18 protein-coding genes are annotated in these 19,572 nt (G+C 68.1%); 15 read left to right on the plus strand and 3 right to left on the minus strand.

Features of this window, described 5'->3' with window-relative positions:
• Positions 1–47 precede the first annotated feature (47 nt).
• The 8 genes from FJQ54_RS12695 (at position 48) to FJQ54_RS12725 (ending at position 6,228) form a co-directional block, all read left to right on the plus strand.
• Positions 48–560, plus strand: coding sequence for a S26 family signal peptidase (locus FJQ54_RS12695; protein WP_235890444.1), 513 nt, complete (start codon positions 48–50; stop codon positions 558–560).
• On the plus strand, positions 548–1,189 hold the full coding sequence (locus FJQ54_RS12700) for a lytic transglycosylase domain-containing protein (RefSeq protein ID WP_140928797.1): 642 nt from the start codon (positions 548–550) through the stop codon (positions 1,187–1,189). Before FJQ54_RS12695 ends, FJQ54_RS12700 begins: the two co-directional genes overlap by 13 nt.
• Positions 1,190–1,500: 311 nt before the next feature.
• The gene (locus tag FJQ54_RS17535; RefSeq protein WP_181160152.1) at positions 1,501–1,659 is read left to right on the plus strand and encodes a hypothetical protein; all 159 of its coding nucleotides are present in this window, start codon (positions 1,501–1,503) and stop codon (positions 1,657–1,659) included.
• A gap of 105 nt (positions 1,660–1,764) precedes the next feature.
• A complete protein-coding gene (locus FJQ54_RS12705) occupies positions 1,765–1,977 on the plus strand; it encodes a hypothetical protein (RefSeq protein ID WP_140928798.1) in 213 nt (70 codons plus the stop codon).
• Positions 1,978–2,216: 239 nt separating this feature from the next.
• Entirely contained in the window at positions 2,217–4,187 is a 1,971-nt protein-coding gene (rlxS, locus tag FJQ54_RS12710) for a relaxase/mobilization nuclease RlxS (RefSeq protein WP_140928799.1), read from the plus strand.
• Positions 4,188–4,240: 53 nt separating this feature from the next.
• Positions 4,241–4,573: a type II toxin-antitoxin system RelE/ParE family toxin gene (locus FJQ54_RS12715; protein WP_235890445.1), complete on the plus strand. Its 333-nt coding sequence runs from the start codon at positions 4,241–4,243 to the stop codon at positions 4,571–4,573.
• A 4-nt stretch (positions 4,574–4,577) separates the two neighbouring features.
• The gene (locus FJQ54_RS12720; protein ID WP_140928800.1) at positions 4,578–4,859 is read left to right on the plus strand and encodes a helix-turn-helix domain-containing protein; all 282 of its coding nucleotides are present in this window, start codon (positions 4,578–4,580) and stop codon (positions 4,857–4,859) included.
• Between the two features lie 55 nt (positions 4,860–4,914).
• The gene (locus FJQ54_RS12725; RefSeq protein WP_140928801.1) at positions 4,915–6,228 is read left to right on the plus strand and encodes a DUF6519 domain-containing protein; all 1,314 of its coding nucleotides are present in this window, start codon (positions 4,915–4,917) and stop codon (positions 6,226–6,228) included.
• A 281-nt stretch (positions 6,229–6,509) separates the two neighbouring features.
• On the opposite strand, the gene FJQ54_RS12730 is transcribed toward FJQ54_RS12725, so the two are convergent.
• From FJQ54_RS12730 to FJQ54_RS12740, 3 genes are read right to left on the minus strand one after another with little or no spacing between them, the layout of a single operon-like run.
• Entirely contained in the window at positions 6,510–9,749 is a 3,240-nt protein-coding gene (locus FJQ54_RS12730; RefSeq protein WP_140928802.1) for an error-prone DNA polymerase, read from the minus strand.
• The gene (locus FJQ54_RS12735) at positions 9,746–11,266 is read right to left on the minus strand and encodes a Y-family DNA polymerase (RefSeq protein ID WP_140928803.1); all 1,521 of its coding nucleotides are present in this window, start codon (positions 11,264–11,266) and stop codon (positions 9,746–9,748) included. Before FJQ54_RS12735 ends, FJQ54_RS12730 begins: the two co-directional genes overlap by 4 nt.
• Positions 11,181–11,939 carry an ImuA family protein gene (locus tag FJQ54_RS12740; RefSeq protein ID WP_181160153.1) on the minus strand — a complete coding sequence of 253 codons (759 nt, stop codon included), beginning with the start codon at positions 11,937–11,939 and terminating at the stop codon, positions 11,181–11,183. The genes FJQ54_RS12735 and FJQ54_RS12740 overlap by 86 nt, the downstream gene beginning before the upstream one ends.
• 439 nt (positions 11,940–12,378) lie before the next feature.
• Between FJQ54_RS12740 and FJQ54_RS12745 the strand changes: the two genes are divergently transcribed.
• Genes FJQ54_RS12745 through trbJ form a run of 7 tightly spaced genes read left to right on the plus strand, consistent with a single transcriptional unit; the run spans position 12,379 to position 19,572 of the window.
• Positions 12,379–14,409 carry a conjugal transfer protein TraG gene (locus tag FJQ54_RS12745; RefSeq protein ID WP_140928804.1) on the plus strand — a complete coding sequence of 677 codons (2,031 nt, stop codon included), beginning with the start codon at positions 12,379–12,381 and terminating at the stop codon, positions 14,407–14,409.
• Between the two features lie 11 nt (positions 14,410–14,420).
• A complete protein-coding gene (locus tag FJQ54_RS12750; protein WP_140928805.1) occupies positions 14,421–14,831 on the plus strand; it encodes a CopG family transcriptional regulator in 411 nt (136 codons plus the stop codon).
• Positions 14,828–15,820: a P-type conjugative transfer ATPase TrbB gene (gene trbB / locus FJQ54_RS12755; protein ID WP_207790425.1), complete on the plus strand. Its 993-nt coding sequence runs from the start codon at positions 14,828–14,830 to the stop codon at positions 15,818–15,820. The genes FJQ54_RS12750 and trbB overlap by 4 nt, the downstream gene beginning before the upstream one ends.
• Positions 15,817–16,146, plus strand: a complete 330-nt coding sequence (locus FJQ54_RS12760) for a TrbC/VirB2 family protein (protein ID WP_140928806.1) — start codon at positions 15,817–15,819, stop codon at positions 16,144–16,146. The genes trbB and FJQ54_RS12760 overlap by 4 nt, the downstream gene beginning before the upstream one ends.
• Complete coding sequence (locus FJQ54_RS12765; RefSeq protein ID WP_140928807.1) at positions 16,143–16,400, plus strand: VirB3 family type IV secretion system protein; 258 nt, start codon at positions 16,143–16,145, stop codon at positions 16,398–16,400. Before FJQ54_RS12760 ends, FJQ54_RS12765 begins: the two co-directional genes overlap by 4 nt.
• Complete coding sequence (trbE, locus tag FJQ54_RS12770; protein WP_140928808.1) at positions 16,394–18,856, plus strand: conjugal transfer protein TrbE; 2,463 nt, start codon at positions 16,394–16,396, stop codon at positions 18,854–18,856. Before FJQ54_RS12765 ends, trbE begins: the two co-directional genes overlap by 7 nt.
• Entirely contained in the window at positions 18,853–19,572 is a 720-nt protein-coding gene (trbJ, locus tag FJQ54_RS12775; RefSeq protein ID WP_140928809.1) for a P-type conjugative transfer protein TrbJ, read from the plus strand. Before trbE ends, trbJ begins: the two co-directional genes overlap by 4 nt.

Here is a 19,572-nt window from a genome sequence, read left to right on the forward strand (position 1 = left end):
CTGTCCCGCCCCTGGTCCGCTGGCAGCCGCCGGGTCCGCGCCGCCACGTGCGGACGAGACGCTGGCTCGTGGCCATCGCCGCTGGCCTTGCCCTGACGGGCTTCGCCGCCGCGCTCGAACTTGTAGTCCGCCCCGTCCCGCGCCTCATCTGGAATCCGTCCGCCAGCGCGCCCGTCGGCCTGTGGCGCATAACGCCCGGCGAACCGGTCAGGGTCGGCGACATGGTGCTCGCCGAGACGCCGGAACGCGTCCGCCGGCTCGCTGCGGAGCGCGGTTACCTGCCCCTCAACGTGCCGCTGCTGAAACGTGTCGCCGCCTCGACAGGCGACCTCGTCTGCGCCGCCGGGCCAGACATGACCGTCAACGGCCGCACACTCGCCCTGCGCCTGTCGCATGACCGTGGAGGCCGTCCGCTGCCTTGGTGGAGGGGGTGCCGCGCGCTCGCAGAGGGCGAAGTCCTGTTGCTCATGGACGCGCCGGAGTCGTTCGACGGGCGCTATTTCGGGCCGGTCCCGGCGTCCTCCATCATCGGGCGGGCGTGGCCGATATGGACAAGATAAGCGCACTCATTGCCCTCGCGCTCACAGTCGGTATCTCGCTTCCGGGCGCGGCGCAGTCCGACCCGCCTGTCGCCCCCGCCGTCGAACATTGGCGCCCCCTGATCACCGAGGCGTCGCGCCGGTTCAGCGTGCCCGAAGCCTGGATCGCCGCCGTGATGCAGGCCGAGAGCGGTGGTCGCACCGTCCTGAACGGGCGGCCGATCACCAGTCGCGCAGGCGCGATGGGACTGATGCAGGTCATGCCCGCGACCTACGCCGAATTGCGTAGCGCGCACGGGCTCGGGCCTGATCCGCACGCCCCCCGCGACAATATCCTCGCGGGCACGGCCTATCTGAAGGCGATGCACGAACGCTTCGGCTATCCGGGCCTGTTCGCCGCCTACAACGCCGGTCCGGCGCGCTACGCCGAGCATCTCGCGACCGGACGCCCGCTTCCGGCCGAGACCCGCGCCTACATCGCCCAGCTCGCCCGAACACCCGCCGAGCCGTCGATGCCACCGGCGATCCTCTCGGGGACTGCCCTGTTCTTTCCGCTGGATGTCCGGTCCCCGTCATCGGACCGCACACCAGACGCGCCCGAGGCGAGCCGCCTGTTCGTCGTCCGGCGCGTTCCCGAGGGGAATCCATAGCGCCTCCGGTGGTGACGTGATCCTGCCCCGGAGTGCGGGCTGAAACCACAGGCTCCACCTTCCACGGCCAGTGGTGGGAGGCTCTGTCTGCTCGGACTTGGCCAAGTGTCCGGGGCGGACCAGGCCGCGTCAAGGACGACGGGGCCCCACCATTTTTCCGGCGAATGAAACGTGTGCGACCCACATCCGACATCGCGCCGCGCCGGAAAAATCGTTTCCCCCGCCGCCGCCACGCGGTCGCTCCGCGATCCCTGACCCGACCTGGTCCGTCCCGGAAGGCGACGTCGTCACTCGCAAGAAAGGAGACGACGATGACGCTCTATCAGCACATTCAGGAATTGCGGGCCGAGCTTTGGAACTGCAACGATGCGGAGGAAATCCGCCAGATCGAGGCCGAACTGAAGATAGCGGAGATGCAGCAGGCGGCGCTCGACGAGACGTTCAGTGCGTGGCTGGAGGACCCCGGCTGAGCGCGGACGCATCACCTTGGAAGCGGTTTCTCCTCGCATCTCTTCACGATGTCCTTGCCTCGATCTATCCTCCTTCTGCCACCGGGAAATGCTTGGCGCAGACGCATGGACATGACCGAAACTCTAAGAAATGCTGCATTGGAGGCCGAGGCATGGCGTGTCCGCCTGTCCGTCACCTCCATCACCAACGAGACGCTGATGGCTTTCTTTCGGTGGCGCGACGAACCCGTGAACGGCGAAGCCTATGATGCGGCGGAACGAGCCGGACGTATGCGGGCAGCGGCGGTCGAGAGGGCGGAGAAGCGCTGGAAGCCCTGAGGGTCAGGCAGGGTTCGCGTAAGGCAAGATTGAAGCTCGGTCCCGCAGACGAGACCAACTCTTTGTCTGCACATCGTTTTTTCGGGAGACAGGTCGGGCCTGTTCTCCAATCCACGAGACAGGCAGGCCCCAAGTCATTGATGAGATTGGTCCCGCTGCGAGACTCATTGATCCCGGGCGGCGGTCGCGCCAACTCTTGCCGCGAGGGCCTGATCCGGGGCCATGGCGGAGTCGCTGGCATGATCGGCGAAGATGATTTTGAACCTCGTCTCGGCCGTCTGCGATCACGGGGTGGCAGGGTCGGGCACAGCTACCTCCAGCGCGTCCTGCACGCCCAGGCGCGGGCGGGCGGCGGCAAGCCCGTCGGTAAGGGTTTCAATGGCAGTCGCATCGGCCGGGGCGCGATCGCCGCGCGGATGCTGGGAAGCCGGGATCGCTTCGCCACCCAGCGCCAGCGCCGTGTGATCGTGAAGTCGCGGCTGATCCTGCTGAACAGGCCCAAGAGCCTCGACGCCGCACGTGCGCATCTGCGCTACATCCAGCGCGACGGGGTCACGCGGGAGGGCGAGCCAGGCAGGCTCTACGGCGCCGGACGGGACAAGATCGATGGCCGCGATTTCCTCGACCGGCAGGCTGGGGACCGCCACCAGTTCCGCTTCATCGTCTCGCCCGAGGACGGCTCCGAGTATGAAGACCTGAAACCCCTGACCCGCCGGCTGATGGCGCAGATGGAGCTGGACCTGGGCACGAAGCTGGATTGGGTCGCGGTCGACCATTTCAACACGGGGCATCCCCACACCCATATCGTCGTGCGCGGCAAGACCGATCAGGGCCGGGACCTGGTGATCGCGCCGGAGTATCTGACCTCGGGTCTGCGCGAACGCGCCGCCGAGTTGGTGTCGATCGACCTCGGGCCCCGCACCGACGTCCAGATCAAGGACCGGCTTCAGCGCGAGGTCGAGCAGGAGCGACTGACCGGCATCGATCGTCGTCTGCTGCGCGACATGGACGTCGACCGTATCGTCACCGCTGCCGATCCCGATCCGTTCCAGCAAACGCTGCGCGCCGGCCGGCTGAAGAAACTCGCCGACCTCGGCCTGGCCGAAGCGCGCGGAGCCGGCCGGTGGACCCTGGCCGGCGGCCTCGACGACACCCTGCGCCGGATGGGCGAGCGCGGCGACATCATCCGCACCCTGCAGCGCGCCTTCAGCGCCAACAGTCTGGAGCGCGCGCCGGGCGACATCGCCATCGCCGATCCCGCGACCATGACGCCGATCGTCGGCAAGATCGTCGAGCGCGGGTTATCCGACGAGATGAACGATCGCCACTACCTGATCGTCGACGCCACCGACGGGCGGGTCCACTACGTCGATATCGGCCGGGGCGCCGCCACCGACGTGATCCCCATCGGCGCGGTGGTGCGCGTCGCGCCGACGCAGACCCAGGCGCGCGTCGTCGATCGCACCATAGCCGCGATCGCCGAGGCGAACGGCGGGCGATACAGCATCGATCGGCATCTGAGGCATGATCCGTCGGCGACCGAAGCGTTCGCCGAGATGCATGTCCGGCGACTGGAAGCGATCCGGAAACTGACCCAGGACGTCGAGCGCGAGCCGGACGGGACCTGGACCATCGCCCCCGATCACATCGAGCGCGCCGCCGCTTTCGAGGCGCAGCGGGCCAGGGCCACGCCGGTGATCGTCGACACCTTGTCCTCCGTTCCACTCGATCGGCAGGCCGGTCATGACGGCGCGACCTGGCTGGATCGCGAGCTGGTCTCCGCGCAGCCGGAGCCGCTGCGCGCCGTTGGGTTCGGAGCCGAGGTGGCGGCGGCCAAGGTGCTGCGCCAACGCTGGCTGGTCGAGCAGGAACTGGCCGACGAAGAACAGGGTCGTGTGGCTTATCGCGCCAACCTGCTGACCCGCTTGCGCCAGCGCGAACTCAGCCGCGTCGCCGGCAAGCTCTCCGATGAGCTGGGACTGAGCTATGTCGAGAGCAAGTCCGGCGACCGCGTGGAAGGCATCTATCGGCGGCCGGTGGACCTCGCCTCGGACCGTTACGCGCTGGTCGAGAAGTCCCGCGAGTTCACCCTGGTCCCGTGGCGGCCGGTGCTGGAGCGGCATCTGGACCAGTCAGTGTCCGGCGTGATGAAGGGCGACGGGATCAACTGGACGATCGGGCGGGGGCGGAGCGGGCCGTCGGTGTCGTGACACAGGGGGGGTAGACTTGCGATGTTATACAAAATCTTGTATAGGCATTTCCGGTGAACGGCCCCATCAAGCCTGTCGAGTTTCGGGGCGGCGCGCTTGCCGATCTTCGCGCCTTTCCCGAAGAGGCGCGCCGGGAAGCGGGCTTCCAGCTCGATCAGGTGCAGAACGGTCGCGATCCGGACGACTGGAAGCCGATGACGACCATTGGCCCTGGTGTTCGTGAGATCAGGATAAGGGAGGCGAGCGGCGCCTTCCGGGTCATCTATGTGGCGAAGTTCGCCGACGCCGTGTTCGTCCTGCATTGCTTCCGAAGAAGACGCAGAAGACGGGCCGGGAAGACATCGCGCTGGCGACCCGCCGGTACAGGGATCTGGTGCAGGAGTTGAGGCCATGACCAATGAACGGTTCCCCAGCGTGTGGGACGCGATCTCGGAGACCCCTGCGGAGGCCGAGAACATGAAGCTGCGCTCCAGCCTCATGCGGGCGCTGAAAGATCATATCGAGCATGAAAAGCTGAGCCAGTCACAGGCGGCAAAGCTTTTGGGCGTCACCCAGCCGCGCGTCTCCGACCTCATCCGCGGCAAGATCGATCTGTTCAGCCTCGACACCCTGGTCAACATGCTCGCCGCCGCCGGCCTGCACGTGGAGGTTCAGGTCGCAAGGGCGGCATGACGGCCGGTTGCACCGTGCCGGCGAGCGATGATTTCACGCGGACGGGAGTGAGGCGATGAAGGGCGATTTCTCGCGCGACAGCTTCGATCCGCACATGGCCTATCAGCGTATCCTGCACCAACAGGGCCGCTTGACGCTCGACGCCGAGTTCAACGAGCAGACGGCCGTCCTGCTTCATCTGCTGCGTACCACGACCTGCGACCTGATCGGCCCGTACGGGGGGCCCGTGGACGACGCGGGGTTCGAAATCCGCCTCACCCAGGATGGAACGCTCGTTATCGGCGCGGGCCGCTACTATGTCGGCGGTCTGCTGGTGCAGAACGATCAACCGGCACCCTATCAGGTGCAGCCCTTCTATCGCCCGATGCCGGATGACGTTCCGCTGGCGTCAGGGGGCGATGCACCGTCGCGCGTGACGCTGCTCTATCTTGAGGTGTTTGAACGGGTCGTCACGTCCCTCATTGATCCGGCGATCGCCGACCCGGCGCTTGACGGCATTGAAACGGCGCTCCGCGGGCAGGTCGTGTGGCAGGTTCGCGCCATCGAGACCGCTTTCGTCATGGACGAGGTGCTCGAAGATCCTGACGCCGCGTCCCGACAGGCCATGGTGATCCTGACCGCGTTGGACGATCGGCCTTCGGCCATGGCCGCGAGGGCCGCCCCTTCGGACGGGTTCGGCGACGGCATCACTGCGGGTTACACCGGGATGGAGAACGGCCTGTTCCGCATCGAGGTGCATCGCGGCGGCGTGGCGGGAGAGGCGCAGTTCAAATGGTCCCGCACCAACGCGGGCGTCGTCGCGCCGTGGCTTGGCCTCGATGGAGACCACCTCGTCATCGCCGACGCTGGCCGTCTGGAAGGTCGGCGTGTCATCGAACTGACCACCGCCGACAGGGAGTTGGATGGACGCGAAGGCGAACTGATCGAGATCGCACCCGCCGGCCAGAACCGATTTACAGTAGCGGCCGGCGACATCTCGGCCGTCCGCGCCCTTTGGGACTCGGGTCTGGACAGGCCCTTCGCCCGGTCGTGGGACCGGGTGTCGGCCGGGCGTGGCGATGCGCCCGGCCTGACAGACATCGAGGAAGGAACGCCGGACCGCTGGCTCTGGCTCGACCTCGCTGACGGAATCCAGATCGCATTCTCGCCAGGCGGCGTCTACCGGGTCGGAGACTATTGGCAGATACCCGTCAGGAGCGGCTTGGGCGCGGTCCTCTGGCCAGGCGTACTCGGCGCTCAGGGCCGTTGGATTCCGGACGCCCTTGCACCGGTCGGCGTCCGGCGCTGGCGCGCGCCGCTTGCCTTGCATGGCCTCAGCGCCGGGCAGCCAATCCTGCAGGATTGCCGCCGGCTCTTTCCCCCTCGCTGAGACGAACCACCAACCGCTCCGGAGCAGGCCATCACGACCCGATCATGGTTCCTGCGGCCAGCCCGGCAAACCAACGATCGGTTCATAGCGATCTCTTCAGGCAGTCGCTTGACGTTGCGGCCGCTGCGCTCTTTCAAATTCGGCGCTTTGAAATCCGTAAAGCCGGGTTTCGATCCAGCGTTCGGACCGCGCGGCGGGACCGACGCGCGGGCGATCGACGGCGTGACCAACGCGATTATGACTGCGGGACTCGATTGGATCGTGCAGTTCATGTCCGCCTGCTACCGGAAATCCCGCGTCCTGACGCGGACCGATGGCGTGGTCGGCGACGCCGCTCGGACCTCGCGCGGATCGGGCCCGCTCGATCCATGGCGCGCGCCATCGCCGCGTCCGGCGGGCAAGGGGAACGGCCGGTCACGCCGCCCTACGCTGGCCAGCTCCGCCGACAGGTCGGTCAGGCGATGCGCGACCAGATGCACCACCTCGCCCTCGCGCTGGATGCGGCCGTGGACGGCGATCATGCTGCTGGACATCACCACGCGGCGGTAGGTCTCGAACACCTTGGTCCACACCACGAGATTGGCGATGCCGGTTTCATCCTCCAGGGTGATGAACATGACGCCGTTGGCCGAGCCGGGCCGTTGGCGCACCAGCACCAGCCCGGCGGCCTCCAACCAGCGGCCGTCCTTCGCCGCCATCGCCTCGCCACAGGACACCATCTTTCGCCGGGCCAGATCCCCGCGCAGGAAGGATACCGGATGGCTGCGCAGCGACAGGCCGACATGGCCATAGTCCTCGACGACCTCGCGCCCCGACGTCATGGGCCGCAGCGCCACCGGGGCCTCAGCGATCTCGGGCACGGCCGCGCCTTCGTGCGCTGCGGCGGCGGCGAACAGCGGCAGGGGCTCGTCCCGCAGCGCCTTGATCGCCCACAGGGCGTCGCGCCGCGCCAGCGCCAGGGCGGGACCGAAGGCGTCGGCCTCCGCCAGCGCGACCAGGGCGGCCGTGGGAATGGCGGCGCGGCGCCATAGATCATCGACAGACGCGAACGGCTCCTCGGCCCGCGCGGCGACCAGCGCCGCGCCATGGGCGTTGGCGAGGCTCTTGACCATGCGCAGGCCGAGCCGGACCGCAAACCGGCCTCGCCCGTCGGGTTCCAGCGTGCAGTCCCAGCGCGAGGCGTTGACGCAGACCGGGCGCACCTCGACGCCGTGGTCGCGGGCGTCGCGCACGATCTGCGCGGGCGCGTAGAAGCCCATCGGTTGGCTGTTGAGCAGCGCCGCGCAGAACACATCGGGGTGCCAGCATTTGAGCCAGGACGAGGCGTAGGCGACCAGGGCGAAGGACGCCGCGTGGCTTTCGGGGAAGCCGTAGGAGCCGAAGCCTTCGAGCTGGGAGAAGGTCCGGTCGGCGTACTCGGCGGTGTAGCCGCGCGCGATCATGCCGCCCACCAGCTTGTCCTTGAACGCCGAGACCCCGCCCGTGAACTTGAAGGTCGCCATCGACTTCCTGAGCTGGTCGGCCTCGTCGGCGGTGAAGCCGGCGCAGACCATGGCCACGCGCATCGCCTGTTCCTGGAACAGCGGCACGCCCAGCGTCTTGCCCAGCACCTGTTCCAGTTCCGGGGTCGGATAGTCGACCGGCTCCAGCCCTTCGCGGCGGCGCAGATAGGGATGGACCATGTCGCCCTGGATCGGCCCCGGCCGCACGATCGCCACCTGCACCACGAGGTCGTAGAAGGTCCGGGGCTTGAGGCGCGGCAGCATCGACATCTGCGCGCGGCTCTCGATCTGGAAGGTGCCGAGCGTGTCCGCATTCCGGATCATCGCATAGGTGCGCGGGTCTTCCGGCGGGATGGAGGCGAGGTCGAGCGCGACCCCCTTGTGTTCGGCGAGCAGGTCGAGGCCGCGCTTCATGCAGGTCAGCATCCCCAGCGCCAGCACGTCGACCTTCATGAACTTCAGCGCATCGATGTCGTCCTTGTCCCACTCGATCACCTGGCGGTCGGCCATGGCCGCCGGCTCGATCGGCACGAGGTCGTCGAGCCGGTCGTTCGTCAAGACGAAGCCGCCCGGATGCTGCGACAGATGGCGCGGCGCGCCCATGAGCTGGCGCGCGAGGTCGATGGCGAGCCGGAGACGGCGGTCGTCGAGATTGAGGTTCAGCCCCTCGACATGCTTGTCCTCGACGCCATCCTCCGACCAGCCCCATATCTGGCTCGACAGGGTGCGGATCAGGTCCTCGGTCAGGCCCAGCGCCTTGCCAACGTCGCGCAGCGCGCCCTTGGTGCGGTAGCGGATCACGGTCGAGCACAGCGCCGCATGGGTGCGGCCGTAGTGGTCGAACACCCACTGCATGACGATCTCACGCCGCTCGTGCTCGAAATCCACATCGATGTCGGGCGGCTCGCGCCGCGCCTCGGAGACGAAGCGCTCGAACAGCAGGTCGTTGCGGCCCGGATCGATTGAAGTGATGCCCAAGACATAGCAGACCGCCGAGTTGGCGGCCGAGCCGCGCCCCTGGCACAGGATGTCCTGCGAGCGGGCGAACCGGACGATCGAATTCACCGTCAGGAAGTAAGGGGCGTAGTCGAGCTTGCCGATCAGCCGCAACTCATGCCGGAGCGTGGCCTGAACCTCCTCGGGTACACCCTCGGGATAGCGTTCCGCCGCGCTTTCCCAGGTCAGCTTCTCCAGCGTCTCCTGTGGCGTCAATGCCGGGTCGGCGCGCTCCTCGGGATATTGATAGGCCAGCTCGTCGAGCGAGAAGCGGCAGCGCTCCACGATCTCGCGCGTTCGGGCGAGCGCCTCGGGATAGCGGCCGAACAGCCGGTGCACCTCTTCGGGCGGCTTCAGATAGCGGTCGGCGTGGCGCTCGCGCCGGTCGCCCAGCTCGTCGATGGTGACGCCATGGCGGATACAGGTGACGACGTCCTGAAGGATGCGCCGGCCGGGCTCGTGGAACAGCACGTCGTTGGTGACGAGGGTCGCCACGCGCATGCGCGCGGCGAGGTTCGACAGTTCGAACAGCCGCATCTGGTCGTTCGGCCGCCGACGCAGGGTCAGCGCCAGATAGGCGCGGTCGCCGAAATCATCGCGCAGGCGCCGCAGCCGGAATTCGCAATCGCCGTCGGCTTCGTCGGGGACGAGGACCGCGATCACCCCTTCGCTCCACGCCACAAGATCGGACCAGTCGAGCCGGCAGCCGCCCTTGCCGGCGCGGCCCTTGCCCAGCGATAGCAGCCGGCACAGCCGCGAATAGGCCGGACGGTCGGTCGGATAGACGAGGACGGCCGTTCCGTCGGCGAGATCGAGGCGGCAGCCGACGACGAGGCGCACGCCGGTTGTCTTCGCCGCTTCATGCGCCCGCACGATCCCGGCGAGGCTGTTGCGGTCGACCACGGCCAGCGCCTCGATCCCGAGCATGGCGGCCTGGGCGAACAGTTCCTCGCAACTGCTCGCCCCGCGCAGGAACGAGAAGTGCGACGTCACCTGAAGTTCGGCGTAGCGGGCGGCGGTCATGCAAACAATCCATGGAGAAACCAGCGATGCGATCCGGTGGCGGGGTCCTCGCCGTCGCCGGCGCGGTAGATCCAGAACCGCTCGCCGGCGTCGTCCTCGACCACGAAATAGTCCCGCACCGCCTCCAGCTCGGCGTCGCGCCGCCACCATTCGCCGAACACCCGCTCCGGCCCGTCGGCGCGCGCCACCCGCCGCCGGACGCCGCGCCAGGTGAAGGCGACCGGCGGATGGTCGGGCAGCAGCGCCACCGTCTGGATCATCTCGGGCGAGGTCAGCAGCCGCGACGGTCGCGGCCAGCGCCCGGTCCAGTCCGTCCCGCAGGCCGGGGCGAGCGGCGCCAGTCGGCCGACCGCCCGTTCCGGCACGTCGCTTTGCAGCGGGGTCGCCCGATAGAGGCCGTGCGCGCCGACGCGGTTGGCGAGCAGGTCGACCAGGCCCGATAGGTCCGGCGTCGCCGGATCGATCAGGGATACGGTCTGCCCCGGCCCCATCGGCGCGACGATCGGGGCGGCCAGGGTCAGCATGTCGATCCCGAAGCCGGGCTCGATGGTCTCGATCTTGTCGCACAGCAGCCGGGTCAGCCGCCGGACATCGCGGGAGGGCCGTGCGAGGCCGACGCGCACGGCCTGGACGTGGTTGTCGACGCGGGCGCAGATCAGGTCCAGCCGGCGCGCGCCCGTTCCTTTCGTCTCCAGCGCCTCGCAAAGGCGCACGACCAGCTTGCCGATATAGCGGGCGATCGTCTCCGGCGCGGCGATCGGCTCGGCGAAGGCGCGCCGGACCTCGATCATCTCGGGCGGGCGCACCGGATTGATCGGCTCCGACATCCGCCCGGTCGCCTGATCGAGCCGGCGATCCAGTTCCGGCCCGAACCGCAGGATGAGCGGCGCCCGGGGTTTGGCGAGCAGGTCGCCGATCCGTTCGAACCCCAGCGTACCGAGCGTCGTCGTCAGCGCGGCCGGCAGCCGCAGGGCGACCAGCGGCAGCGCCGCCGCCTCTCGCGCGCTCTCGCCGGGCGACGAGACATGGATCGGGCAGGCGACGTGGCGGGCGAGCGCATGGGCCGCGCCCCAGCTATCGGCGATGGCCGCGCGGGCGCTGACGCCGGCCTCGGCCAGACGCTCGACCATGCCGGCCAGCATCGCCGCATCGCCGCCGTGCAGATGGTCCGCCCCCGTCGTGTCCATGACCAGTCCGTCGGGCGGATCGGCGGCGACGATCGGCGCGTAGCGGCGCAGCATCCAGACCGCGAGCCGTTCCAGGGCGTCGCGGTCGCCTTCGGGCTGGGCGTCGTTCAGGACGAGGCCCGGCACAAGGACCTGCGCCTGGGTCGCGGTCATGCCCACCCGTATTCCGGCCGCGCAGGCGGCATGATCCGCCGCCAGCACGGCGCGCCGCCGTCCGTCGTGGCCGACCAGAACCAACGGCGCATCAGGCGGCGGCGCCGCGTCCCCATCCGCGCGCCGAACCCGATCGGTCGGCCAGGTCGGCAGGTAGAGCGAGACGACCCTGCTCATCGCAGGCCTCCAAGTCCCAATCGGCGCATTCGCCGGCTCGCGCGCGGATCAGTTCGACCAGCCAGCGCGGTCGGCCGACGCCGGGGACCGGCAGGGGCGCGGACGGCAAGGCGCTCACCCGCCAGCGCGTCACCGCCGCCGAGGGCTGGCCGAAATCCGCCGCCTCCGCCGCGCGACGCCAGCGACGAATCAGCAGGCAGGGCGTGCCCGACGTTTCGGCGGCGAGTTGCAGCCGGCGCGAGGCGACCATCGACAGGCGCGCCACCTCGCCGACCACGGCGGCCAGGCCACCGTGGCGCAGGCCCTCCTCGATGGTCGCGAGCACGGCGGCTTCGTCGCCGGTCTCGACATAGATGACCCGATCCGGATGAAGCCCGGCCTGCGACAGGGCGGGCGCGAACAGGTCGCGACGCGTCAGACACCAGAGCACCGGGCCGTCGAGCCGAGCGGCGATACCGGCCACAAAGAGCGCCGCCGCCGCGCCATGGACGGCGCCGTTCCCGCCGCCCGCCATCTCGTGGAGCGCGCCAAGCGCCAGCCCGCCGCCGGGCAAGCGGCGGTCGACGGCTTCGACTCCGAACGGCACGACGCCGCACGCACGACGGTCGCTCGATTCAAGACGAGCGATGCGGTCGCGAAGCGCGGAGATGGTGGGATTGGATGGGATAGCCATACGCTACAGAAGGACGAAGAGAGCCACATGTTCCCTTTTTGTTCCGCTTTCGATGGCGAAGAGTCAAGCGCGGCCATGTCGAGCGGGCGGATCGGCTTCTTGAGCCAGCCGGCCTAACCGCAAAGCGGGGCGCGAATTACAGGACATCCAACCAAGGCGGTTCCGCTCGCATAGACATCGGCGCTCGACCAAACGGTCAGTCCGGACCCGAGCCAGCGACAGTCATTCCCATCCAGGCTGGCGCCGCCTGATCGTGGACGTCGGTGACGCGGCGAAGGCCGGTCGACATGTTCTTTGCGTCGCTGAAGCGTTTGCATGCCTTGAAATGTGGTGGACAGGGGCGTGGACCGGCGCAATCCACATAACGGTCGGCCCGTACTTCTCCGATCTTTGACCAACCCGCACGGCATCTCGCCGCGCCGGAGTCGGGACAAGACGTGTGACCCCCACCAAACTGCTCATCGGCCAGATTCTCGTCTGCTTCGGCATGGTGATCCTCGGCATCTGGGCCGCGACCCAATGGGTGGCCGCCATGCTGGGCTATCAATCCCAGCTCGGCGCGCCCTGGCTCATCGCTTTCGACATGCCGGTCTATCGGCCGTGGGCGCTGTTCGGCTGGTGGTATCATTACGAGGCCTATGCGCCGGAGGTGTTCGACAAGGCCGGGATTCTGGCCGGCGGATCGGGCTTTCTGGCCTGCGGCGCGGCTGTCGCCGGCTCGCTGTGGCGCGCCCGGCAGAACCGCAACATCACCACCTACGGCTCCTCGCGCTGGGCGACGCGCCGCGAGATCGGCGAAGCCGGTCTGTTCAGGGACGCCGGGGTCTTCCTTGGGCGCAAGGGCGGCGACTATCTGCGCCATGACGGCCCCGAGCATGTCATGGCCTTCGCGCCGACCCGGTCGGGCAAGGGCGTCGGCCTGGTCGTGCCGACCCTGCTGTCATGGGCGGGTTCGGCCGTCATCCATGACATCAAGGGCGAGAACTGGACCCTCACCGCCGGCTGGCGCGCGCGCTTCTCGCATTGCCTGCTGTTCAACCCGACCGACGCGCGCTCGGCCCGCTACAATCCCCTGCTGGAGGTCCGTAAAGGCCCCGACGAGGTCCGCGACGTCCAGAACATCGCCGACATATTGGTCGACCCCGAAGGGGCGCTGGAGCGTCGTTCGCACTGGGAGAAGACCAGCCACTCCCTGCTCGTCGGCGCGATCCTGCATGTCCTCTATGCGGAGGAAGAGAAGACGTTGGCTCGCGTCGCCACCTTCCTGTCCGATCCGCAGCGCAGCTTCGCCCACACCCTGCGCCGGATGATGGCCACCAACCATCTGGGCACGAAGGAGAGGCCTCAGGTCCATCCCGTCGTCGCCTCGGCCGCGCGCGAGGTGCTGAACAAGTCCGAGAACGAGCGTTCGGGCGTGCTGTCCACCGCCATGTCGTTCCTCGGCCTCTACCGCGATCCGACCGTCGCGATCACCACGGCCGCCTGCGACTGGCGCATCTCCGATCTCGTCGACGCCCCAGCGCCGGTCTCGCTCTATCTGGTCATCCCGCCGTCCGACATCTCGCGCACCAAGCCGCTGGTCCGCCTGGTGCTGAACCAGATCGGCCGCCGCCTTACCGAACGGCTCGAAGGCGACCCGAAGAAGAGCCGCAAGCACCAGTTGCTGATGATGCTCGACGAGTTCCCGGCGCTGGGACGCCTGGACTTCTTCGAGACCGCGCTCGCCTTCATGGCCGGCTACGGCATCCGCGCCTATCTGATCGCCCAGAGCCTCAATCAAATCTCCAAGGCCTACGGCGAGAACAACGCCATCCTCGACAACTGCCATGTCAGGATCGCCTTCTCCTCCAACGACGAGCGCACGGCCAAGCGGATTTCGGACGCGCTCGGCACCGCCACCGAACTGCGCGCCCAGCGTAACTATGCCGGCCACCGGCTCGCCCCCTGGCTTTCCCACGTCATGGTCAGCCGCCAAGAGACCGCTCGCCCGCTGCTGACCCCCGGCGAGGTGATGCAGCTTCCGCCCGCCGACGAACTGGTGATGGTCTCGGGACTCGCGCCGATCAAGGCGAAGAAGCTGCGCTACTACGAGGATCGGAATTTCACGGCTCGCGTGACGGCGCCGCCGATGCTGTCCGATGGCGTCTATATCGACCGGCCGGCGACCCGGCCCGATGATTGGGGCGACCAGGTGCGCGAACCCCATGCGGGTCTCGCTGCAATGGCCGAGGACGAGACCGCCGCCGGGCTGGAAGATGAAGGCGGCGTCCAGCAGCAGCGCCATCCCGGCCTTGCCGAAGAGGAGGCCGCCATCCGCGCGACCGCACCGGAGCCGGTATCGGCCGCACCCGGTGACGACGATAGTGATCCAGCGCTCGACCGCCGTGCCATGAGCGCGCTCAGCAATGTCGCGCACGCTCACGCCATGAACGAGGGCGCAGGTCGCGACGACCTGCTGCCGAGCTTTTGAGGGGCTCCGCGATGCGCAACCGCGACAAGGTCCGCTACCAGCTCTTCCTCGAACCCCGGCTTGCCGACAGGCTTGAAGAACTCGCCGCCAGGCCGGGCGTGGCCCGCTCGGACATATTGGTGGAGGCCCTGGATGCATGGCTGACCCGCCAGGGCGGTCATGACCTCGACGAGCGTTTCGGCGTCCGCCTCGACCGGATGAGCCGCTCGCTCGGAAGAGCCGAGCGCGACATTCAGGTGCTGCTCGAAAGCCTGTCCCTGTTCGTCCACTACCAGTTCTGCCTCAATGCGCAGATTCCGGAACCCGACGCAGCGGCGCGCGCCGTAGGTCGCGACCGCTTCCAGAAATTCATCGACCAGATCGGCCGGCGCATGGCCGCTGGAGCCGACAGCGACGCGTCCATTGCGGAGGCTGCCGCATGACACAGGTCGGCACCGTCACCTTCGGGCGCCGGCGCGCCATGCTGCGCACGGCCATGGGCCCCGCGATCGCCGAAGCGATGGCCGATCCGGTGGTGATAGAGATCATGGTCAACCCCGATGGGGTGCTCCGGCTCGACCGTCTGGGGGATGGGCGGGTCGATACCGGCGTGCGTCTGTCGTCAGCGGACGTGGAGCGGATCGTCCGCCTGGTCGCCGACCACGTCCGCGCCGAAGTGCACGCGGACGCGCCGATTGTCAGCGCGGAACTGCCGGGCGGCGGCGAGCGGTTCGAAGGCCTGTTGCCGCCGGTAGCGACCGCGCCTTGCTTCGCGATCAGGAAGCCGGCCGTGAAGGTCCATCGTCTGATCGACTATGTCGCGGGGGGAATGCTGGCCCCGGTACAAGCCGACCTGCTGCGCCGCGCCGTCATCGACCGAAAGAACATCCTGATCGCCGGTGGCACGTCATCGGGCAAGACCACCTTCGCCAATGCGCTGCTCGCCGAGATGGCGGGCTTGGACGAGCGGATCATCCTGATCGAGGACACCCGCGAACTGCAATGCGCCGCGCCGGACACCGTGGCGCTCAGGACCCGGCCCGGCGTCGTCGGCATTGCCGAACTGGTGCGCTCGACGTTGCGCCTGCGTCCCGACCGCATCGTGGTCGGCGAGGTGCGCGGCGCCGAGGCGCTCGACATGCTGAAGGCGTGGAACACCGGCCATCCCGGCGGCATCGCCACCCTCCACGCCAATTCGGCTCACGCGGCCCTCTACCGGCTCGAACAGCTGGTGGCTGAGGGCGTCGTCACCGTGCCCCGCCGGCTGATCGCCGAGGCGATCGACCTGGTGGTGTTCATCCAAGGCCGGGGAACCGGCCGAAGGATCGAGACCGTGGCCGAGGTCCACGGTCTCGATGCCAGCGGCGGCTACGCCGTCATAGACCTCAACCCCCCTCAGCTGAAAGCCCTTCTGAAAGGAGACCATCCATGATCGCATTTCTCCGTCCGCGTGCACCCGCTGCATTCATTCCCATCCTGTCGGTCGCGATGCTGCTGCCGGCTGCGGCCCTTGCCTCTGGCTCGGGCATGCCCTGGGAAGAGCCGCTTCAGGCCGTGCTGGAATCCGTGCAAGGCCCCGTCGCCAAGATCGTCGCGGTGTTGATCATCATCACCACAGGCCTTGCGCTCGCTTTCGGCGAGACCTCCGGCGGCTTCAGAAAGCTGATCCAGATCGTGTTCGGCCTGTCGATCGCCTTCGCCGCCTCGAGTTTCTTCCTGTCCTTCTTCTCCTTCGGCGGCGGAGCGCTGATCGGATGAGCGTCGAGGGCTTCGAGGTCCCGGTGCACCGGGCGCTGACCGAGCCGATCCTGCTCGGCGGCGCGCCGCGCGGCGTGGCGATCCTCAACGGCACGCTCGCCGCCGCCCTGGGCCTCGGGCTCCAGCAATGGATTGCGGGCCTCGTGGTCTGGCTCGCCGGGCATAGCCTGGCGGTCTTCGCCGCGAAACGCGATCCCGAGTTCGCCGACGTCGGCGCCCGGCATCTTCGCCAGAAGGGATGGTGGTCATGCTGAACCTGCGCGAATATCGCCAGTCCGCCGACCGGCTCGCCGACCATCTGCCCTGGGCCGCGCTGGTCGCGCCGGGCGTGGTGCTGAACAAGGACGGCGGCTTCCAGCGCACCCTACGTTTTCGGGGGCCAGACCTGGAGTCCGCGACCGAAGCCGAACTGGTCTCGGTCTGTGCCCGCGCCAACAACGCGCTGCGTCGTCTCGGCTCGGGCTGGGCCCTGTTCTTCGACGCCGAGCGCATCGAGGCGCTGGGCTATCCCGACAGCGACTTCCCTGATCCGGCCTCCTGGCTGGTGGATGAGGAACGCCGAGGGCATTTCGACGGCCGGCGTGGTCAGCATTTCGAGAGCGTCTATCATCTGACGCTCTATTATCTGCCGCCGGCCGATCAGGTCAGCCGGGCCGAACGCGCCTTGCTGGAACGCGACGGCCCGCAGGTCGGACGCGACTGGCGCCAGGAACGGCGCGCCTTCGTCGCCGAGACCGATCGGGTGCTGGATCTGCTGTCCGGCTTCATGCCGGAGGTCCGCGCGCTCGACGACGCCGAGACCCTGACCTTCCTGCACGGAACCATCTCGACCCGGCGCCATCCCGTCGCCGTGCCCGAAACGCCGATGTATCTGGACGGCCTGCTGGTCGACACGCCGTTGTCCGGCGGGATCGAGCCGATGCTGGGCGACCGGCATCTGAGGACGGTGACGATCCTTGGATTCCCCAACGCCACGCGGCCCGGAGTCCTCGACGCACTCAACCATCAGGACTTCGCCTATCGCTGGGCGACCCGGTTCATCGGCCTCGACAAGACCGCCGCCAACAAGGCGCTGACCCGTGTCCGGCGGCAATGGTTCAACAAGAGGAAGTCGATCGCGCAGCTGATGCGCGAGGTGATGACCAACGAGCCGGTTCCGCTCACCGACAGCGACGCCGACAACAAGGTGGCGGACGCCGACCTGGCCTTGCAGGCGCTCGGCAGCGACCATGTCGCCTTCGGTTATCTCACCACCACCATCACCGTCGGCGACGAGGACCGGGCGGCCGCGGACGAGAAGGTCCGCATCGTCGAGCGCATCGTCAACGGTCTCGGTTTCACCTGTATCCGGGAATCCGTCAACGCCGTCGAAGCCTGGCTCGGCAGTTTGCCCGGTCATGTCTACGCCAATGTGCGCCAGCCGCTGGTCCACACGCTGAACCTCGCCCATCTGATGCCGCTGTCGGCGGTATGGGCCGGGCCGGCGCGCAACGATCATCTCGACGGCCCGCCGCTGCTCTACGCGGAGACGAGCGGAACCACGCCGTTCCGGCTCTCGACCCATGTCGGCGACGTCGGCCACATGCTGATCGTCGGTCCGACCGGCGCGGGCAAGTCCGTCCTGCTGGCGCTGCTGGCCTTGCAGTTCCGTCGTTACGTCGGCTCGCAGGTCTATGTCTTCGACAAGGGGTATTCGGCCCGCGCCGCTGTCCTCGCCATGGGCGGCGAGCATCACGCACTCGGCGAAAGCGAGACGCTCGCCTTCCAGCCCATGCGCGACATTGACGACGACGCCGAACGCGCCTGGGCGGCCGACTGGATCGCCGGCCTGCTAGCCCACGAGAAGGTCGGCGTCACCCCGGAGGTCAAGGACGCCCTGTGGTCGGGCCTGACCAGCCTTTCCGGTGCGCCGCCGGAGGAACGCACGCTCACAGGCCTGTCAGTCCTGCTCCAGTCCCACGCACTGAAGGCCGCCTTGTCGCCCTGGACGCTGGAGGGGCCGTTCGGACAGCTGCTCGACGCCGCCGAGGATCGGTTGACCCTGTCTGACGTCCAGTGTTTCGAAACCGAATCCCTGATGAACACCGCCAGCGTCGTTCCGCCGGTGCTGACCTATCTGTTCCACCGGCTGGAGGCGCGGTTCGATGGGCGGCCGACCCTGCTGATCCTCGACGAGGCCTGGGTCTTTCTCGACAATCCCATTTTTGCCCAGCGCATCCGCGAATGGCTGAAAGTGCTGAGGAAGAAGAACGTCAGCGTGGTCTTCGCCACCCAATCCCTCGCCGACATCGCCGACAGCGCCATCGCGCCCGCCATCATAGAGAGCTGTCCGCAGCGCATCTTCTTGCCCAACGACCGCGCCATCGAGCCGCAGGCCCGCGCCGCCTATGAGCGGTTCGGCCTCAATGAGCGGCAGATCGAGCTGATCGCCCGGGCTACGCCCAAGCGGCACTATTATCTCCAGTCCCGGCGCGGGAACCGCCTGTTCGAACTGGCGATGGGCCCGATCGCGCTCACCCTGTGCGGTGCCTCCGATCCCGCCACCCAGATTCTGATCGACGACCTGTTGCGCGAGGAAGGGCTGGAAGGCTTCACGCCCGCCCTCCTCGAAGCGCGCGGTCTCTCTTGGGCCGCCGACCTCCTGCGCGATTTTCCCGGCGCGGTCACGGCGGCCCCCTTCATCCCCGAGCAGAAGGAGCTATCCCTATGAACCGCAGATTCATGCTCGCCGTGCTGGCGGCGACCGTTGGAGGGTTCGCCCTCCCGGCGACCCCGGCCGCCGCGCAATGGACGGTGTTCGATCCGACCAACTACACCCAGAACGTGCTGACGGCCGCCCGGACGCTCCAGCAGATCAACAACCAGATCTCCAGCCTGCAGAACCAGGCGACCATGCTCCAGAACATGGCGCGCCAGCTCCAGCGGCTCGACTTCTCCACGCTCAACGAGATCACCCGGTCGATGCAGCGCATTGATGCGCTGATGACCCAGGCCCAGGGCATCGCCTTCGACATCGCTTCCACGGATGAGGCGCTTCGGGACCGATTCCCCGAGGTGTTCGATACGGCGATGACGACCGACGCCATGTTGCAGCAGGCGCAGGCTCAGCTTCAGGCCGCGACCCGGGCCTTCCGCCAGACCATGCGGGTTCAGGCCCAGGTGGTGGAGAATATCCAGTCCGACGGCCCCTTGCTGACCGAACTCGTGACCCAGAGCCAGGGCGCCACCGGGAGCCTTCAGGCGCAGCAGGCGACCAACCAGCTCCTCGCCGTCTCCGCGCGCCAGCAACTTCAGCTCCAGGCGATGATGGCGGCGCAGTATCGCGCCGAAGCCGTCGAACAGGAACGCCAGCGCCAGGCCATGGCGGCGGCGCGCGAGCGGACGCGTCGTTTCATCGGTTCGCCCAACGCCTACACGCCGGACTGA

Origin of the sequence: Sandaracinobacter neustonicus (assembly GCF_006385875.1) — a bacterium.
In the GTDB taxonomy this organism is placed as follows: domain Bacteria; phylum Pseudomonadota; class Alphaproteobacteria; order Sphingomonadales; family Sphingomonadaceae; genus Sandaracinobacteroides; species Sandaracinobacteroides neustonicus.

Bases quoted from the DNA above. Each gene is read 5' to 3' on its own strand.
- FJQ54_RS12735 (WP_140928803.1), bottom strand. From the start codon at position 11,266: ATGAGCAGGGTCGTCTCGCTCTACCTGCCGACCTGGCCGACCGATCGG.
- FJQ54_RS12760 (WP_140928806.1), top strand. From the start codon at position 15,817: ATGATCGCATTTCTCCGTCCGCGTGCACCCGCTGCATTCATTCCCATC.
- FJQ54_RS12740 (WP_181160153.1), bottom strand. From the start codon at position 11,939: ATGGCTATCCCATCCAATCCCACCATCTCCGCGCTTCGCGACCGCATC.
- FJQ54_RS12750 (WP_140928805.1), top strand. From the start codon at position 14,421: ATGCGCAACCGCGACAAGGTCCGCTACCAGCTCTTCCTCGAACCCCGG.
- FJQ54_RS12705 (WP_140928798.1), top strand. From the start codon at position 1,765: ATGGACATGACCGAAACTCTAAGAAATGCTGCATTGGAGGCCGAGGCA.
- FJQ54_RS12700 (WP_140928797.1), top strand. From the start codon at position 548: ATGGACAAGATAAGCGCACTCATTGCCCTCGCGCTCACAGTCGGTATC.
- FJQ54_RS12720 (WP_140928800.1), top strand. From the start codon at position 4,578: ATGACCAATGAACGGTTCCCCAGCGTGTGGGACGCGATCTCGGAGACC.
- FJQ54_RS12725 (WP_140928801.1), top strand. From the start codon at position 4,915: ATGAAGGGCGATTTCTCGCGCGACAGCTTCGATCCGCACATGGCCTAT.
- trbJ (WP_140928809.1), top strand. From the start codon at position 18,853: ATGAACCGCAGATTCATGCTCGCCGTGCTGGCGGCGACCGTTGGAGGG.
- FJQ54_RS17535 (WP_181160152.1), top strand. From the start codon at position 1,501: ATGACGCTCTATCAGCACATTCAGGAATTGCGGGCCGAGCTTTGGAAC.
- FJQ54_RS12765 (WP_140928807.1), top strand. From the start codon at position 16,143: ATGAGCGTCGAGGGCTTCGAGGTCCCGGTGCACCGGGCGCTGACCGAG.
- trbB (WP_207790425.1), top strand. From the start codon at position 14,828: ATGACACAGGTCGGCACCGTCACCTTCGGGCGCCGGCGCGCCATGCTG.
- FJQ54_RS12730 (WP_140928802.1), bottom strand. From the start codon at position 9,749: ATGACCGCCGCCCGCTACGCCGAACTTCAGGTGACGTCGCACTTCTCG.
- trbE (WP_140928808.1), top strand. From the start codon at position 16,394: ATGCTGAACCTGCGCGAATATCGCCAGTCCGCCGACCGGCTCGCCGAC.
- rlxS (WP_140928799.1), top strand. From the start codon at position 2,217: ATGATCGGCGAAGATGATTTTGAACCTCGTCTCGGCCGTCTGCGATCA.